Source organism: Streptomyces sp. NPDC034103 (assembly GCF_055575395.1).
In genome coordinates, this window is the sequence record NZ_JBVISS010000001.1 from 248,626 (window position 1) to 266,154 (window position 17,529).

Consider the following 17,529-nt stretch of genomic DNA (forward strand, 5'->3'; position numbering starts at 1 on the left):
TATCTGGAAGCAATGTAAGTGGGGAGACAGAGGTCGTCAAGGGACGGACAAGCGGGGGCTTGCTGGAGGACGATGGGGTCCATGTCCGAGAGCGTGGCGGTGCGCTGCCCGGTCTGCCGGCGCGCACACCTCTATACGGCGCCGGAGTACCCGTGCGTCTGCGGTGCGCCCGTGCTGCCGCGGCTGGACCCGGGAGCGCGGGCCACGGCGGTCTCGCACCGCTCCTGGGAGGACGACTGGGTCACCGTGCGGTGTGCCTCCTGCGGGCGCGAGGGCGAGTGGCCGCGTCCGGAGCTGGGCTGCCCGTGCGGCACGGTGCTGCGCGTCCCGGTCGCCACGGACACCCCGTCCCGGTGCGTCGACCCGAGCCCGCGGCGCGCCTTCCAGCCGGTGACGATCCGCACGGCACGCGACGCGGTGACGGCCGCCGCGCTGTACCTCCGCTGGCTCGGCTACCGCGACGTCCGCCGCGCGGAACAGCGCCCGCCGAACGGCATCGGCATCGCCGCCAGGGGCCTGCTCGCCCAGGTCGACCCCACCGTCCGCCCGGCCTCCTCGCGCGATGTGGAGTGCCTGTGGCTGACCGCCATGACCGAATCCTCGACCTGCGTCTACTTCTCCCTCGCCGGCTACGCCACGGAGGCCCGAGCGATGGCCGACTCACTGCGGGTCCCTCTGTTCGTCCTGGACCTGACGGGGACCCCGCAGCCGGTGAACACCTTGGCGGACGAACTGGACTCGACAGGGGCGTAGGCCTCCGGCGGTGGGGCGAGGGTGGGCTGCTGAGCGGGCGGGCGCCCGCGGCAAGGACCCAGGGCTCCAGCGAGGAGTCCCGCCCTCTCCGCCATACTCGCGGCATGCGTATCCGCCCCGCGACCGCCGACGAGTTTCCCGCCCTCCAGGACATCGAGCGTGCCGCCGGAACCCCGTTCCGCGCCCTCGGTATGGAGGCGATCGCCGATGACGATCCGCCGACCCTCGCCGATCTGGAGCGGTACCGGCGGGCGGGCCGGGCCTGGGTCGCCGCCGGTGAGGGGGCGCGGCCGGTGGGTTATCTGATCGCCGAGCCCGTCGACGGCGCCCTGCACATCGAGCAGGTCTCCGTCCATCCTGACTTCGCGCACCGCGGCATCGGCCGGACCCTCCTGTCGTACGCCGGCGAGCGCGCCCGCGAGGACGGGCTGAGCGGCCTCACGCTGACCACCTTCACCGAGGTCCCCTGGAACGCGCCGTACTACGAGCGCCTCGGCTTCCGCGCCCTGGGCGAGGCCGAACTCTCCCCGGGGCTGCGGAGGATCCGCGCCCACGAGGCGGAGCTCGGCCTCGGCCGGTGGCCCAGGGTGTGCATGCGCCGCGGCTAGTCGGCCGCGTACGTCTCGCGCAGCTCGATCTTCCGCACCTTCCCGGACACCGTCATCGGGAACGCCTCCAGCACCCGCAACCGGGTCGGCACCTTGTAGTGCGCCAGCCGCCCCTCGCAGAACGCCCGGACCTCCTCCAGGGTCGGGGGGTCGGCCGGATCGCGCGGGATGACGCAGGCGAGCACCTCCTCGCCGTAGCGCTCGTGCGGGACCCCGACCACCTGGACGTCCGCGATCTTCGGATGGGCGTAGAGGAACTCCTCGATCTCGCGGGGGTAGATGTTCTCACCGCCCCGGATGATCATGTCCTTGATGCGGCCGACGATCTCGACGTACCCGTCCTCCCGCATCACCGCGAGGTCCCCGGTGTGCATCCAGCGGCCGGCGTCGACGGCCTCGGCGGTCTTCTCGGGCTCGTTCCAGTAGCCGAGCATCACGCTGTAGCCGCGGGTGCACAACTCCCCCGCCACGCCCCGGGGTTGGGTCACCCCGGTCGGATCGACGACCTTCACCTCGACATGCGGCAGGACGCGGCCGACCGTGCCGGTGCGGTGCTCCAGGTCGTCCTCGCGCCGGGTCTGCGTGGAGACGGGCGAGGTCTCGGTCATGCCGTAGCAGATCGACACCTCGGCCATGTTCATCTCGCCGACCACCCGCTTCATCACCTCCACCGGGCAGGGCGAGCCCGCCATGATCCCGGTGCGCAGCGAGGAGAGGTCGTAGGTCGCGAAGTCGGGCAGGTTCAACTCCGCGATGAACATGGTCGGTACGCCGTACAGGGAGGTGCAGCGCTCCCGCTGGACCGCCTCCAACGTGGCCCCGGGGTCGAAGGACGGGGCCGGGATCACGATGCAGGCGCCGTGCGAGGTGGCGGCGAGATTGCCCATGACCATGCCGAAGCAGTGGTAGAAGGGCACCGGGACGCAGATCCGGTCCCGCTCGCTGTAGGAGATCATCTCCCCGACGAAGTAACCGTTGTTGAGGATGTTGTGGTGGGAGAGGGTCGCCCCCTTGGGGAACCCCGTCGTGCCCGAGGTGTACTGGATGTTGATGGGGTCGTCGCAGGACAGCTCGGGGAACTCCGCGGGCACCCCGCGGGCGAGCAGCGACTCCCAGCTCGGGTCCCCGATGAACACGGTCTCCCGCAACTGCGGGCAGTTGCCGCGCACTTCCTCCACCATCGCCCGGTAGTCACTGCTCTTGTGGCTCAGGGACGCGAACAGCAGGGAGATCCCGGCCTGGTTCAGGACGTACTCGACCTCGTGGGTGCGGTAGGCCGGGTTGATGTTGACCATGATCGCGCCGATGCGGGCGGTGGCGTACTGGACCAGCACCCACTCGGGGCAGTTGATCGCCCAGATGCCCACCCGGTCGCCCTTGGCGACCCCGCTCGCGAGCAGCGCGTACGCCAACTCGTCGACATCGGAGGCGAATTGCGCGTAGGTCCAGCGTCGTCCGGACGGCATGTCGACCAGTGCCTCGCGGTCCGGCCAGGCCGCCACAGCCCGGTCCAGGTTCGCGCCGATGGTGTCGCCGAGCAGCGCCGTCGTGCTCGTTCCGTGGCTGTACGACCAAGTGGTCACCGGAAGTCCTCCTCGCGGTATTCGGCGTCGGAGCCCGCGGCCGTGGCCTCGCGCAGCTCGATGCGGCGGATCTTGCCGGAGACGGTCTTGGGCAACGGCGCGAACTCCAGCCGCCGGATGCGCTTGTACGGCGCGAGGACCTGCCGGGAATGCTCGAACAGCACCTTGGCGGTGTCCGGCCCCGGCTCCCACCCCCGCGCCAGCACCACGTACGCCTTCGGCACCGCCAGCCGCAGCTCGTCCGGCGCCGGCACCACCGCCGCCTCGGCCACCGCCTCATGCTCCAGCAACGCGCTCTCCAGCTCGAACGGCGAGATCTTGTAGTCGGACGCCTTGAACACGTCATCGGCCCGCCCCACATAGGTGAGATAGCCGTCCGCGTCCCGCGAGGCGATGTCGCCGGTACGGTAGTAGCCGCCGGCCATCGCCTCCGCCGTACGGTCGGCGTCACCGTGATAGCCGGTCATCAGACCCACCGGCCGCGCCGACAGATCGAGTGCGATCTCACCCTCGGTGACACCGGGCGCCCCGGAGACAGGGTCGAGGAGCTCCACCCGGTAACCCGGGCTCGGACGGCCCATGGAACCCGTCTTCAGCGGCTGACCGGGGCTGTTGGCGACCTGCACGGCCGTCTCGGTCTGCCCGAAGCCGTCCCGGATCGTCACCCCCCACGCCTGCCGCACCTGCTCGATCACCTCCGGGTTCAACGGCTCCCCGGCGGCCACGACCTCACGCGGCGGGGTCCGCAACTGGCTGAGGTCGGCCTGGATGAGCATGCGCCACACCGTCGGCGGCGCGCAGAAGGTCGTCACCCCCGCCCGGTCCATCTCCCCCATCAACCGACCCGCGTCGAACCGCGAGTAGTTGTGGATGAAGACCGTCGCCTCGGCGTTCCACGGCGCGAAGAGATTGGACCAGGCGTGCTTGGCCCAACCCGGCGAGGAGATGTTCAAGTGCACATCACCGGGCCGCAGCCCGATCCAGTACATCGTCGCCAGGTGCCCGATCGGGTACGAGGTGTGGGTGTGCTCCACCAGTTTGGGGCGGGCGGTGGTGCCGGAGGTGAAGTAGAGCATCAGCGGGTCGTCGGCGCGTGTCTCGCCGTCGGGCGCGAAGTCCGGGGAGGCGGCGTAGGCGTCCTCGTAGCTCAGCCAGCCCTCGGGGGCGCCGCCGACCGCGATCCGGGTGTAGGTGCCGGGCACGTCGTCGAACTTGGCGGTGTCCTCGGCGCGGACCAGGACGTGCCGGACGCGGCCGCGCTCGACCCGGTCGCGCAGGTCGGCGGGGCCGAGCAGCGGGGTGGCCGGGATGACGACGGCCCGGAGCTTCATCGCCGCGAGGGCGGTCTCCCACAGCTCGGCCTGGTTGCCGAGCATGACGAGGACGCGGTCCTCGGCGCCCACGCCCTGCGCGCGCAGCCAGTTCGCGGCACGGTCCGAGCGCTCGGCCATCTGTGCGAAGGACAGCCGTACCTCCGTGCCGTCCTCCTCCACGATGTGCAGGGCGGTGCGGTCGTTCCCTTCGGCGATGACGTCGAACCAGTCGAGCGCCCAGTTGAAGCGGTCAGGGCGGGGCCAGGTGAAGCCCTCACAGGCCGCGGTGTAGTCCTCGCGGTGCTCCAGCAGGAAGTCCCGCGCGCTGCGGAAGTCGGCCGTCGTCATCTCTTCTGCTCTCCTCCATGCCGGACCATTGCCGGGCGGCTCTCTGCCATCGTGTAATCCGTGATGCAGGTCTCACTACCCCCGAACGGGGGTGTGCGCCGCACGGAAGGGGCGGAACAGGTGGCGGCAGACGCGGCGGACATCCGTACCGCACTCGTACGGCTGAGGCGGACGACCGGGCTGCCGGTGGCGTTCGGCGGGCTGGTGGAGGCCGGGCGGCCGCAGATGCGCATCAGCGAACTCAGCGGCACGGCCACCCCCGCGCTCCGCGCGCTCGCGGTCACCTCCGGCAACGGGCTGGGCGGCAAGGCGGTCGCCCTGGCCCGCCCGTGCGCGGTGACGGACTACTCCGCCTCCCGGCAGATCAGCCACGAGTACGACGTGCCGGTCGCGGCCGAGGGGCTGCGGTCGATCGTGGCGGTGCCCGTGGTCGTACGGCGCCGGGTGCGGGGAGTCCTGTACGGCGCCCTGCGCACCGTCCAGCCGCTCGGCGACCGCACGCTGGGCGCGGCGGTGGCGGCGGCTCGGGACGTGGAGCAGGCGCTGGTGGTGCGGGACGAGGTGCGCGGGCTGATGGAGGCGTCCCGCGCGGCCCGGACCGCCGTGGCCCGGACCGCCGTGGCCGATCCCGTGGCCCGGGAGCAGGTGCGGGAGGCCCACGCGGCCCTGCGCGCCCTGGCGCCGAGGATCACCGACCCGGCGCTGCGGGCCGAACTGCTGGCCGCCTGCGGACTGCTGGCCCCCCGGGCACCGGCCGAGGAGGTCGGGCTCGCGCCTCGTGAGCTGGACGTACTGGCGTGTGTGGCCGCGGGGGCGACGAACGCGACGGCCGCCGAACGGCTGGGCCTGCGGCCGGAGACGGTCAAGGGCTATCTGCGCTCGGCGATGCGGAAGCTGGGGGCCCACACCCGTGGGGAGGCGGTGGTGGCGGCGCGCCGGACGGGGCTGCTGCCGTAACACACTGTTGACATTTCATTCATGCGCAGGTGCTTTGTATTTCTCCATGCCGCAAGGTTGTTATTTCCCTCACGACGCCGTCAGTCCGAATTTCAAAGAGATCTTGCCTAGAATTTGGCCCGGACACGACACAAGAGGGGAGCGGTGACCGTGCGACGCGACTTCAAGGAGCCTGCCAGATGCCGCCCCGACCTGGTCATCGGCCGGGAGGAGGTGTTCGGGCAGGCCCGGGAGCAGCTCGCCCGGGGCGGCAGCGTGCTGTTGCACGGCCCCGCCGGAATAGGAAAGTCGACCGTCCTGCGGGCTTTGGCCGCGGAAAACGGCGGCGCGGCCCGCACCGTGTTGCGCTGCTCCGCCACCGAGTCCGAATCCCACCTCCCCTTCCTCGCCCTCGCCGACCTGCTCGGCCTGGTCCTCGACGAGGTGTCCGGCAAGCTTCCCGCGGCCCAGCTGACCGCCCTGGAGTCGGCCCTCACCGGCCGCGGCGAGTCCACCCTCCAGCGCGACGGCCTCGCCCTGCGGCTCGCCGTGCTGTCGGCGCTGCGCGCGCTGGCCGCCGAGGGAGCCGTGCTGATCGTCGCCGACGATGTGCAGTGGCTGGACTCGGCCAGCTCCGAGCTGCTCGGCTTCGCCGCCCGCCGGCTCGGTGACACCCCGGTGCGGATGCTGTGCGCGGTACGGACCGAGGGCCAGGAGTACGACCGTCATCTACGCGCGTCCCCGCCGGACACCCTCGCCCTGCGCGTCAACCCGCTGACCCGCCCCCAGGTCTCCGAGCTGCTCGGCCACCGCGGCTACACCGGCCTGCCCCGCTCCACGGTCCGGGACATCCACCGCACCAGCGGCGGCAACCCGCTCTTCGCCCTGGAACTCGGCCGCGCCCTGGACGAGAACCCCACCCCGCCCCGCCCGGGCGAACCGCTGCCGGTGCCCACCTCGCTGCGCACCCTGGTGCTCAACCGCCTGGAGATGCTCTCGGACGAGGCCCGCCGCACCCTCCTGGTGGCCAGCGCCGGCGCCCGCCCGACCCCGGCCCTGCTGCGCGCGGCCGGCCGGGAGAACGCCGAGGCGGAGACCGCCCAGGCCGCCGCGCTGGGCCTGCTGGCCACCGACCCCGAGGGCCCCGCCGTACGGTTCGCGCATCCCCTGATCTCGGCCGCGCTGTACGCGGAGGCACCCGCGCACGAACGGCGGGCCGCGCACGCCGCGCTGTCCAAGGCCGCCTCCGACCCGATCGAACGGGCCCGGCACCTCGCCCTGGCCACCACCGGCACCGACCAGGACACCGCCGACAGCCTCGCCGAGGCCGCCTCCCTGGCCCGGGACCGCGGCGCCCCCTCGGTCGCCGCCTCCCTCGGACTGCTCGCCGCCCGGCACACCCCGGCCGACGGCGGCCCGGCTGCGGACACGCGCCGGCTCCAGGCCGCCGAGGACGCGATCACCGCCGGTGAGCTGGACCTCGCCCGGGACATCGCGCGGGACGTGCTGACCCGGGCGACCGTGCCGGCGGACCGGGTGCGGGCCTGGATCATCGTGATCGACACCGCCGGCCACGCCATGACGGAGGTCGACTCGGTCTTCCCGCAGGCCCTCGCCGACGCCGGGGACGACCCACGGCTGCTGGCCCTGATCCACTACCAGCTGACCTGGCGGGCCCTGCTCGTGGACGGCGACTTCGACCGGGCCCGCGAGGAGGCCGCGCACTCGGCGGCGCTCGCCGAACGCGCCGGCGACCGCTACAACGAGCTGATGGCGCTCGCCTGCCAGGCCCAGATCGAGACCCTGATGGGCCACCCGGACGCGCCCGCCACCATCAAGCGCGCCCTGAAGGAACCCCAGGACCCGAGGGTGGCCTGCCATCACAACGGGGCCGGTTACTCCCGGTTCCGCTGGCTGATCATGAGCGACCAGCTGTCCGAGGCCCGCGCCACGGTCACGGCGCTGCTGCGCGAGGTGCAGCGGCGCGGCTCGGTCGAGAGCGAGGTGCACTTCCTGCGTGGGGTCGCCGAGACCGAACTGCGCTCCGGGCACTGCGGCCGCGCCCTCGACCTCGCCCGGGAGAGCCTGCTGCTGGCCCGGGACACCGGCATCGGGGAGGTCGCCTCCTGTGTGCTGACCTCCCTCGGCGAGGCGTCCGGCGGCGATGTCGGGCGGGCCCTGGAGCTGGCCCACGAAGCGGTCGAGCACGCCGAGCGCGACGGCGACCAGATGTACGTCTCCCGCGCCCTGGCCGCCCTCGGCTACGCCCAGCTGGTCGCCGGGGACGCCGAGGGAACGGTTCGCTCGCTGCGCCGGGTGCGCGAGTTGGAGGACGGGCTCGGCATCACCGATCCGGCGCGCGGCCGCTGGCAGGGCGACCTCGCCGAGGCCCTGGTCCACGTCGGTGAACTGCGCGAGGCACAGGACGTCGTCGACGTCACCCGCGAACAGGCGCTGCGGCTCGGCCGCGAGAGCGTCCTGGCCGTGCTGGACCGCGCGGAGGCGCTGCTGCGGGCCGCGCGCGGCGAGCACGAGGCCGCCCTCGCCCAGTTGACCTCGGTGCAGGACCGGCTCGCCAAGCTCGGCTACGGCCTGGAGGAGGCCCGCACCGCCTTCGCGCTGGCCCGGCTGCGCCCGCAGCGGCCCGGTTCGACGTCGTACGACGAGGCGGCCCGGCTCTTCCGCCGCTGCCGGGCGCTGCCCTGGCTGGGCCAGGTGGAGGCGGCGACCGCCCAGCCGGCCGTCGCGCCGGAACCACCCGCGCCCGTACCCCCGGCCGACGCGCTGGAGGGGCTGGAGGGGCTGGCCTCGATGGAGCGTCAGGTCGCGGCCCTCGTCATGGAGGGCGCGACCAACCGGGAGATAGCCGCCCGGCTGTTCATCAGCGTCAAGACGGTCGAGGCGACCCTGACCCGGGTCTACCGCAAGCTGGGCATCCGCTCGCGGGTGGACATCGTCCGGCTGGCGGCGGGGCGCCGGACGACGTGAGGGGGCGCGGGTTTTACTGCCTGCGCGGGTTTGCCGCCGTCCCACCGAGGGTTATCCCTGTCCAACTCCCCTAGGGGGTTCCCTCATTGGGGCGGGGAACTTCCGGGTTCTAGCTTATGAACGTGCCGCTCGCCCGGGCATACGGGGGTCGGTCCCGCGACCCCCGTGCTCCACCCCCCACACCCGCGCGACCCCCCACCGGCAACCCCCACTGAGGAGACTCATGTTGTTCGGGTTCAACCGCGCCAGGAAGACCGCCGCGCTCGTCGCGGCGACCGCTGCCGCCGCCGCGACAGCGCTGCTCGGCGCCCCCACCGCCGTGGCCGCTCCCCAGCCCATCGTCGGCGGTACGACCACCACGACGACCGCGTACCCCTTCGTCATGCAGATCACGGACGCCTCGCAGAACCAGTTCTGCGGCGGCACCCTGGTCTCCGCCACCAAGGTCGTGACGGCGGCCCACTGCATGGTCGGCGAGACCACCAGCAGTGTGCGGGTCGTCGGCGGCCGCACCTACCTCAACGGCACGAACGGCACGGTCAGCCGGGTCAGCAAGATCTGGATCCACCCGTCCTACACAGACGCCACCAACGGTGACGACGTGGCCGTGCTGACCCTGTCGACGGCGATGTCGTACACCCCGGCGTCGTACGTCTCCTCCTCGCAGACGAGCGTGTACGCGGCCGGCACCACGGCCCGCATCCTCGGCTGGGGCACCACGTCGGCGGGCGGCAGCTCCTCCAACCAGCTGCGCACCGCGACCGTGCCGATCGTCTCCAACTCGAGCTGCGCGAGCAGCTACGGCTCGGACTTCATCGCGTCCGACATGGTTTGCGCCGGATACACCTCCGGCGGCACAGACACCTGCCAGGGCGACAGCGGCGGTCCCCTGCTCATCGGGGGCGTCCTGGCAGGGATCACTTCTTGGGGCGAGGGCTGCGCGGCGGCCGGTTACCCGGGTGTCTACACCCGGCTGACCACCTTCTCCAGCCTGGTGACCACACAGGTCACCTCATGACCCCGAGGATCTCCTGAGCACCCCTCAGGTGACAGACCAGGGGGCGTTGCGGGCCTCCACGAGCGGCCCGCAACGCCCCCTGTCCATGCCCCGGCATCAGGGCCGTCCGACGACGGTCCCGAACCGGATGTCGTACGTGGCCCCCGGGTGCAGCACGGCCAGCATCCGGGCGCCCTCCTCGCTGACCTCGGTCCGCTGGGCCCGGGTGAGGTCGCCGAAGGGTTCGATGACGAGTTCCGCGTCCGCCAGCTTCCAGACGCCGGCGAGGAAGCCGTCGACCAGCAGGGTGCTGTAGGCCATGTTCCCCGCCCAGCTGCGGCCCCAGTACGCGGGCGGGATGACGCGGGTGCGGTCGGCGTGGCCCAGCAGGAGGTTGTCGAACTCGGGGAGGAAGCGGGGCGGGGCCGGGGTGTCGGCGGCGGGGCGGGGGGCGTCGGGGAGGTCGAAGAGTTCGACGCCGTGCTCGTCGCGGAAGGTCAGCAGCCGGGGGCGCAGGCGCTCGAAGGCCTCCTTCAGACGGGTGAGTCCGGCCCAGGTCTGCATGTCCTTGACCGAGGCGGGGCCGAACGCGGCGAGGTAGCGCAGGACGGTGGCGTCCGGGGCCGGCGCGGGCTCGGCGGGGCGGCCCAGCCAGTGCTCGACGGTGGTGAGGGCGACCTGGCCGCTGTGCCCCCACAGTCCGCGCGGGGTGACCTGGACGAGGGGGAGGCGACAGCGGGCGGCGATCGCGAGGGCCTGCGGGTCGGCGTCCGGCCACTCGGTGAGCAGCTCCTCGCGCAGTTGCTTCATGGTGCGCGGCTCGGCCTCGACGAGATCCCGGGCGAGGGCGGCGAGACGGTCGAGGTCGACGCCCTGAAGTCCCCTGCGGAACTGGGTGAGTTCGCGCTCCCGGGCCCCCTGCACCAGCGGGCGCAGGGTGAGGGCGTCGTCGGCGGTGTGGCTGTGGATGGTCGAGCGCAGGGTGACGATGCGGACGACCTCGCGATCGGCCATCAGCGTCGACAACTCCTCCGGGGTGAAGCCCTGGAGGCGGGCGGCGAGCGCGTAGTACGGCGGCTTGACGTTCTGCGCCTGGAGGCCGAGCAGCCGCTCGACGGCCGCCTTCGCGGGGAGCTCGGCCCGGCGCAGGAGGAACTGCCGGTCGAGGGTCGCGCGGTTGAGAGCGCGGGTGTCGAGCACGGGGGCCGTCGTCTTCGTCATGGGAACCACGCTACGGATGCTTGCGGACACCTTCTGTCCGCAACTCTCGCCGCCCCCGCCTGTTTCCCTGGCCGCGCGGGCACCTGGACGCGGTATGCCCCGTATATCCTGCATGTGATCACCCAGTCGGCGGCTCGAACCCGAAAGGCGGCCGCGATGTCCGAGCGACGCGCCCGTCCGACCTCCAGGAACCGGGGCAAGTCCGCCTGGCGTCGCGCCCTGGCCCCACCGACCTCGCCGCCCGAGCGCCGGCCGTCGTCGCAGCCGGCCGAGCCGACCCGCGCGGAGCCGGAGCAGGCGAGCATCGTCCAGGCCGCCCTGTACCGCGACGGTGTCCGGGTCTCCTCCCCCGCGACCCTCGCCGACACCTTCCGCGAGCTGCGGGAGCAGCCCTCCGGCATGGCGTGGATCGGCCTGGCCCGCCCCACGGAGGCCGAACTGCTCTCCCTGGCCGCCGAGTTCGACCTCCACCCGCTCGCCGTCGAGGACGCGTTGGAGGCCCACCAGCGTCCCAAGCTGGAGCGCTACGGCGACACCCTCTTCGTCGTCCTGCGGGCCGCCCGCTATCTGGACGCCCCCGAGGAGGTCGACTTCGGCGAGCTGCATGTCTTCGTCGGCCCCGACTTCCTCATCACGGTCCGCCACGGCGCGGCACCTGACCTGTCGGCGGTGCGCCGCCGGATGGAGGAGTCGCCGGAACTGCTGAGGCTGGGCCCGGAGGCGGTCCTGTACGCCATCCTCGACGCGGTGGTGGACGGCTATGTGCCGGTCGTGACCGGCGTCCAGAACGACATCGACGAGATCGAGACGGAGGTCTTCCGCGGCGACCCCGAGGTCTCCCGTCGCATCTACGAACTCTCCCGGGAAATGGTCGAGTTCCAGCGCGCCACCCGCCCCCTGGTGGGCATGCTGCACGGCTTGATGGCCGGGTTCTCCAAGTACGGCACGGACGACGAACTCCAGCGCTACCTACGGGACGTGGCCGACCACGTCACCCACACCAGCGAGCGCGTCGACGGCTTCCGCCAGGCCCTGACCGAGATCCTCACGGTGAACGCCACCCTGGTGACCCAGCAACAGAACGCGGAGATGCGGGCGTTGGCGGAGGCGGGGTTCGAGCAGAACGAGGAGATCAAGAAGATCTCCAGCTGGGCGGCGATCCTGTTCGCCCCGACGCTGGTCGGCACGATCTACGGCATGAACTTCGAGGACATGCCGGAGCTGGGCTGGACCTTCGGGTACCCCTTCGCCATCGGGCTGATGGGGGTCGTCTGCGTGAGCCTGTACGTGATCTTCAAGCGCCGGGACTGGCTGTAGCCCCCCAGCCCGTCGTCCAGTTCCGGGGGCAGGCCCGGGATGGGGGTGAAGGCGCGGTCCGGGAGGGCCCGGAGCAGGCCCGGCGGACCCGCCGCCCCCGCCGGAGCCCTCGCCGGGCGCCGAGTACGCGGCCGCTCCGGTGGCCACCGCCGCCGTCGCGGCAGCACGTATCCGTCCGAACTTCATGAACCCGACCCTTGTTGCCAGGCTGAACGTTGTTGCACAGTGGTTGCAACAACGGTCTTCTCCGCACCCCCGGCAGGCTGGTGGGCGGCGTCACATTCAGCGCGAGGGAAACGTCACAGCCGATCCTCTGCTACGGCTGGAGTCCGCTGCCCTAGCATCCGACGCATGACGGTCTTGCCTGACGACGGGCTTGAGCTGGCCGGTGAGTTCCCTGACGTTCCCCATGAGCAGTGGCAGCGCCTCGTGGCGGGTGTCCTGCGCAAGGCGGGCAAGGACGTCGAGGGCCCCGCGGCCGAGGAAGCCCTGTCCACCGCGCTGGAGGACGGGTTGCGCACCCGGCCTCTGTACACCGCGCTCGACGCCGCGCCCGAGCCCGGCCTGCCCGGCTTCGCCCCCTTCGTACGCGCGGGCCGCGCCGAAGGGAACACGGTCGGCGGCTGGGACGTACGGCAGCGCCATGTCGCGGCCGACAACCCCACGGTCCTGGCCGACCTGGAGAACGGCGTCACCTCGCTGTGGCTGGCGGTCGGCGAGCGCGGCATCCCCGTGTCGTCGCTGGCCCGCGTCCTCGACGGCGTGTACCTCGACCTGGCGCCCCTCGTCCTCGACGCGGGACCTGAGGTCGAGGCCGCCGCACGGGAGTTGCTCCGGCTGTACGAGGAGCGCAGGGTCGCGAGGGACGCGGTGCGCGGCAATCTGGGCGCCGACCCGCTGGGGCACCAGGCGCGGACCGGGCAGGGTTACGACTTCGCCCCCGTCGCCCACCTCGCCCGGCGCTGCGCCGAGGAGTACCCGGGGCTGCGGGCGCTGACCGTGGACGCGCTGCCGTACCACGAGGCCGGTGGCTCGGCCGCCGAGGAGCTGGGCAGCTCGCTGGCGACCGGTGTGGCGTACCTGCGCCGGCTGACCGAGGCCGGACTGAGCGTCCAACAGGCCTGCGCGCAGGTGGAGTTCCGGTACGCGGCGACCGCCGACCAGTTCCTGACGATCGCCAAGCTGCGCGCCGCGCGCCGGCTGTGGGCCCGCGTCGCCGAGGTGTGCGGGGCACCGGAGGCGGGAGCACAGCTCCAGCACGCGGTGACCTCGCCGGTGATGATGACGCGCCGCGACCCGTGGGTGAACATGCTGCGCGCGACCATCGCCACGCTGGCCGCCGGCGCGGGCGGCGCCGAGTCCGTCACGGTGCTGCCCTTCGACCACGCGCTCGGGCTGCCGGACGCGTTCGCCCGGCGCATCGCCCGCAACACCTCGACGATCCTCATCGAGGAGTCCCACCTGGCCCGCGTCATCGACCCGGCGGGCGGCTCCTGGTACGTGGAGCGGCTCACCGACGAACTCGCCCACGCGGGCTGGGAGTTCTTCCAGGAGATCGAGCAGGCGGGCGGTCAGGCCGCCGCTCTCGGCTCCGGGATGCTGCGCGACCGGCTCGCCGCGACCTGGGCCGCCCGCAGCGCGAAGCTCGCCGGACGCCGCGAACCGATCACCGGCGTCAGCGAGTTCCCGCACCTGGGCGAGAAGCCGGTGGTGCGCGAGCCCGCGCCCGAGCCGCCGACCGGGGGTCTGCCCCGGGTCCGGCGCGACGAGGCGTTCGAGGCGCTGCGGGCCCGCTCCGACGCCCACCTGGCGGCGACCGGCGCCCGGCCCCGGATCTTCCTGGCCGCCCTCGGCCCGGCCGCCGCCCACACCGCGCGGCTCACCTTCGCGGCCAACCTCTTCCAGGCGGGCGGCATCGAACCCGTCACCGAGGGCGCCTTCGAGGACAGCGGGGCCGCCGAGGCCTGCCTGTGCTCCAGCGACGCCCTGTACGAGGAGCGGGCGGAGAGCGTGGCGGCCGAACTGACCGCCGCCGGCGCCTCGTACGTGTTCCTCGCCGGGCGGCCCGCGGGGTACGCCGGCGTCGACGGTCACGTCTTCGCGGGCTGCGACGCCGTCGCCCTCCTGTCCGACACCCTCGACCGCATGGGAGTGTCCCGATGACGAACCCCTCCATCCCCGACTTCTCCGGGATCGAACTGGGGACCCCGGCCCTCGCCGGCGGCACCGACGAGTGGCAGGCGGCGCTGAAGAAGGCCGCCGGCGGCGACGACGTGTGGGAGACCCCCGAGGGCATCCCGGTCAAGCCGCTCTACACCGGGCAGGACCTCGAAGGCCTGGACTTCCTGGACACGCGGCCGGGCATGGCGCCGTATCTGCGCGGCCCGTACCCGACGATGTACGTCAACCAGCCCTGGACGATCCGCCAGTACGCGGGATTCTCCACCGCCGAGGAGTCCAACGCCTTCTACCGTCGCAACCTCGCGGCCGGCCAGAAGGGCCTGTCGGTCGCCTTCGACCTGCCCACGCACCGCGGTTACGACAGCGACCACCCGCGCGTGACCGGTGACGTCGGCATGGCAGGCGTGGCCATCGACTCGATCCTCGACATGCGGCAGCTCTTCGACGGCATCCCCCTCGACAAGATGACCGTGTCGATGACGATGAACGGCGCCGTGCTGCCGGTGCTCGCGCTGTACATCGTGGCGGCGGAGGAACAGGGCGTACCGCCCGAGAAGTTGGCCGGGACCATCCAGAACGACATCCTCAAGGAGTTCATGGTCCGCAACACCTACATCTATCCACCGAAGCCGTCGATGCGGATCATCTCCGACATCTTCGCCTACACCTCGCAGCGGATGCCCCGCTACAACTCCATCTCCATCTCCGGCTACCACATCCAGGAGGCGGGCGCGACAGCCGACCTGGAGCTGGCGTACACCCTCGCCGACGGTGTGGAGTACATCCGGGCGGGCCGTGAGGCCGGCCTGGACGTGGACGCGTTCGCGCCCCGGTTGTCGTTCTTCTGGGCGATCGGCATGAACTTCTTCATGGAGATCGCCAAGCTGCGCGCGGCCCGCCTGCTGTGGGCGAAGCTGGTGAAGCAGTTCGACCCGCAGAACGCCAAGTCGCTGTCCCTGCGCACCCATTCGCAGACCTCGGGCTGGTCGCTGACCGCGCAGGACGTCTTCAACAACGTCACCCGCACCTGCGTCGAGGCGATGGCGGCCACCCAGGGCCACACCCAGTCGCTGCACACCAACGCCCTCGACGAGGCACTCGCGTTGCCCACCGACTTCTCGGCGCGCATCGCCCGCAACACCCAGCTCCTCCTCCAGCAGGAGTCCGGCACGACCCGGGTCATCGACCCGTGGGGCGGCAGCGCGTACGTGGAGAAGCTGACGTACGACCTCGCGCGCCGGGCCTGGCAGCACATCCAGGAGGTCGAGGCGGCCGGCGGCATGGCCAAGGCCATCGACGCGGGCATCCCCAAGCTGCGCATCGAGGAGGCGGCGGCCCGTACCCAGGCCCGTATCGACTCCGGGCGCCAGCCGGTGATCGGTGTCAACAAGTACCGCGTCGAGACCGACGAGAAGATCGACGTCCTCAAGGTCGACAACTCCTCGGTGCGCACCCAGCAGATCGAGAAGCTGCGGCGGCTGCGCGCGGAGCGCGACGAGCAGGCCTGCCAGGACTCGCTGGACGCGCTGACCCGGGCCGCCGGCGGCGACGGCAACCTGCTGGAGCTGGCCGTGAACGCGGCCCGCGCCAAGGCCACCGTCGGGGAGATCTCCGATGCCCTGGAGAAGGTGTACGGGCGGCACGCGAGCCAGATCCGTACGATCTCCGGCGTGTACCGCAACGAAGCCGGCGAGTCCCCGTCCGTGGACCGCACCCGCGCCCTGGTCTCCGACTTCGCCGAGGAGGAGGGCCGCCGCCCCCGCATCCTGGTGGCCAAGATGGGCCAGGACGGCCATGACCGCGGCCAGAAGGTCATCGCCACCGCCTTCGCCGACCTCGGATTCGACGTCGACGTCGGCCCCCTGTTCCAGACGCCGGCCGAGGTCGCCCGCCAGGCGGTCGAGGCGGACGTGCACATCGTCGGCGTCTCCTCGCTGGCCGCCGGCCACCTCACCCTCGTACCGGCGCTCAAGGAGCAGCTGGCCGAGGAGGGGCGCGAGGACATCATGATCGTGGTCGGCGGGGTGATCCCGCCGCAGGACGTGCCCACGCTTCTGGAGATGGGCGCGGCGGCCGTCTTCCCGCCGGGGACGGTGATCCCGGACGCGGCGTACGACCTGGTCAAGCGGTTGTCGCACGACCTCGGGCACGATCTGTGATCGATGTCGACGCGTATGTGAAGGGTGTGCTCGACGGCAAGCGTGCGCTCGTCGCCCGCGCCATCACGCTCGTCGAGTCGACCCGGCCCCGGCACCGGGCGCTGGCGCAGGAGTTGCTCACCGAGCTGCTCCCGCACAGCGGCCGGGCCCGGCGGATCGGCGTCAGCGGGGTGCCGGGGGTCGGCAAGTCGACGTTCATCGACGCGTTCGGCACCATGCTCACCGGTCTCGGTCACCGGGTGGCGGTCCTCGCCGTCGACCCGTCGTCCAGCCGGACCGGCGGCTCCATCCTGGGCGACAAGACCCGGATGGAACGCCTCGCCGTGGACCCGGCGGCGTTCGTGCGGCCCTCCCCCAGCGCGGGCACGCTCGGCGGCGTCGCCAAGGCCACCCGCGAGTCCATGGTGGTGATGGAGGCCGCCGGTTACGACGTGATCCTGGTCGAGACCGTCGGGGTCGGCCAGTCCGAGACCGCCGTGGCCAACATGGTCGACTCCTTCCTGCTCCTCTCCCTCGCCCGCACCGGCGACCAGCTCCAGGGCATCAAGAAGGGCGTCCTGGAGCTGGCCGACGTGATCGCCGTCAACAAGGCGGACGGCCCGCACCAGCGGGACGCGCAGGCGGCGGCACGGGAGTTGGCCGGCGCACTGCGGCTGATGCACGGCAAGGACGCCTTCTGGACGCCGCCGGTGCTCAGTTGCAGCGCCCGGGAGTCGACCGGCCTGGACACCGTGTGGGAGCGCCTGGAACAGCACCGAACGCTGCTGGACTCCACGGGGCGGCTCGCCGCCAAGCGCCGGGACCAGCAGGTCGACTGGACGTGGAGCATGGTCCGCGACGAACTCCTCGGCCGGCTCCACGCCGACCCCGGCGTACGCGCCCTGGCTCCCGGTCTCGAACAGCAGGTCAGGGACGGCGAGTTGACGGCGACGCTGGCGGCGGAACGGATCCTTGAGGCGTTCGGGGAGACCTGACCCGTCCCGTGCGGGGCGGCCCCGACTCGCTGCGGCTCAGGCGGCGGCTACCGCTGCGGCGGGGTCGGCGGCCTGGTCCGCGGGAGCGCCCTGGGAGCGGGCGTTTGAACCGGCGGAGCTCGAACGCCCCTGCTCCGCCTCGCAGTTGACC

Annotated in this window: 12 protein-coding genes and 1 pseudogene; 9 read left to right on the plus strand and 4 right to left on the minus strand. The window is 72.3% G+C overall.

The genetic code is table 11. The features are described 5' to 3' along the window. Positions 1–72: 72 nt before the first annotated feature. Together ACZ56U_RS01140 and ACZ56U_RS01145 are read left to right on the plus strand one after the other, a co-directional pair. Positions 73–753 (plus strand): hypothetical protein, encoded by a 681-nt coding sequence (locus ACZ56U_RS01140; protein WP_469081914.1) that lies wholly within the window; start codon positions 73–75, stop codon positions 751–753. A 104-nt stretch (positions 754–857) separates the two neighbouring features. Then, on the plus strand, positions 858–1,361 hold the full coding sequence (locus ACZ56U_RS01145; protein ID WP_469081915.1) for a GNAT family N-acetyltransferase: 504 nt from the start codon (positions 858–860) through the stop codon (positions 1,359–1,361). On the opposite strand, the gene ACZ56U_RS01150 is transcribed toward ACZ56U_RS01145, so the two are convergent. Continuing rightward, the gene (locus ACZ56U_RS01150) at positions 1,358–2,944 is read right to left on the minus strand and encodes an AMP-binding protein (RefSeq protein ID WP_469081916.1); all 1,587 of its coding nucleotides are present in this window, start codon (positions 2,942–2,944) and stop codon (positions 1,358–1,360) included. The two genes, ACZ56U_RS01145 and ACZ56U_RS01150, sit on opposite strands and share 4 nt — an antisense overlap. After that, the gene (locus tag ACZ56U_RS01155) at positions 2,941–4,605 is read right to left on the minus strand and encodes an AMP-binding protein (protein ID WP_469081917.1); all 1,665 of its coding nucleotides are present in this window, start codon (positions 4,603–4,605) and stop codon (positions 2,941–2,943) included. The genes ACZ56U_RS01150 and ACZ56U_RS01155 overlap by 4 nt, the downstream gene beginning before the upstream one ends. Positions 4,606–4,668: 63 nt before the next feature. Between ACZ56U_RS01155 and ACZ56U_RS01160 the strand changes: the two genes are divergently transcribed. The 3 genes from ACZ56U_RS01160 (at position 4,669) to ACZ56U_RS01170 (ending at position 9,547) form a co-directional block, all read left to right on the plus strand. Next, the gene (locus tag ACZ56U_RS01160) at positions 4,669–5,562 is read left to right on the plus strand and encodes a helix-turn-helix transcriptional regulator (RefSeq protein ID WP_469082274.1); all 894 of its coding nucleotides are present in this window, start codon (positions 4,669–4,671) and stop codon (positions 5,560–5,562) included. Positions 5,563–5,706: 144 nt separating this feature from the next. Continuing rightward, entirely contained in the window at positions 5,707–8,529 is a 2,823-nt protein-coding gene (locus ACZ56U_RS01165; RefSeq protein ID WP_469081918.1) for a helix-turn-helix transcriptional regulator, read from the plus strand. Positions 8,530–8,755: 226 nt separating this feature from the next. Next, positions 8,756–9,547 carry a S1 family peptidase gene (locus ACZ56U_RS01170; RefSeq protein WP_469082275.1) on the plus strand — a complete coding sequence of 264 codons (792 nt, stop codon included), beginning with the start codon at positions 8,756–8,758 and terminating at the stop codon, positions 9,545–9,547. A 96-nt stretch (positions 9,548–9,643) separates the two neighbouring features. On the opposite strand, the gene ACZ56U_RS01175 is transcribed toward ACZ56U_RS01170, so the two are convergent. Further along, entirely contained in the window at positions 9,644–10,747 is a 1,104-nt protein-coding gene (locus tag ACZ56U_RS01175) for a winged helix DNA-binding domain-containing protein (protein ID WP_469081919.1), read from the minus strand. Between the two features lie 156 nt (positions 10,748–10,903). Here ACZ56U_RS01175 and ACZ56U_RS01180 point away from each other — a divergent pair, with 156 nt between their 5' ends. Beyond that, positions 10,904–12,064, plus strand: a complete 1,161-nt coding sequence (locus tag ACZ56U_RS01180) for a magnesium and cobalt transport protein CorA (protein WP_469081920.1) — start codon at positions 10,904–10,906, stop codon at positions 12,062–12,064. Positions 12,065–12,075: 11 nt separating this feature from the next. On the opposite strand, the pseudogene ACZ56U_RS01185 reads toward ACZ56U_RS01180, so the two are convergent. Beyond that, positions 12,076–12,177: pseudogene (locus tag ACZ56U_RS01185) on the minus strand (ABC transporter ATP-binding protein); the annotation flags it as partial. Between the two features lie 238 nt (positions 12,178–12,415). Between ACZ56U_RS01185 and ACZ56U_RS01190 the strand changes: the two are divergent. From ACZ56U_RS01190 to meaB, 3 genes are read left to right on the plus strand one after another with little or no spacing between them, the layout of a single operon-like run. Continuing rightward, positions 12,416–14,227, plus strand: a complete 1,812-nt coding sequence (locus ACZ56U_RS01190; RefSeq protein ID WP_469081921.1) for a methylmalonyl-CoA mutase family protein — start codon at positions 12,416–12,418, stop codon at positions 14,225–14,227. Further along, the gene (scpA, locus tag ACZ56U_RS01195; protein ID WP_469081922.1) at positions 14,224–16,404 is read left to right on the plus strand and encodes a methylmalonyl-CoA mutase; all 2,181 of its coding nucleotides are present in this window, start codon (positions 14,224–14,226) and stop codon (positions 16,402–16,404) included. The genes ACZ56U_RS01190 and scpA overlap by 4 nt, the downstream gene beginning before the upstream one ends. Continuing rightward, complete coding sequence (gene meaB / locus ACZ56U_RS01200) at positions 16,401–17,378, plus strand: methylmalonyl Co-A mutase-associated GTPase MeaB (protein WP_469081923.1); 978 nt, start codon at positions 16,401–16,403, stop codon at positions 17,376–17,378. The genes scpA and meaB overlap by 4 nt, the downstream gene beginning before the upstream one ends. Positions 17,379–17,529: the final 151 nt, after the last annotated feature.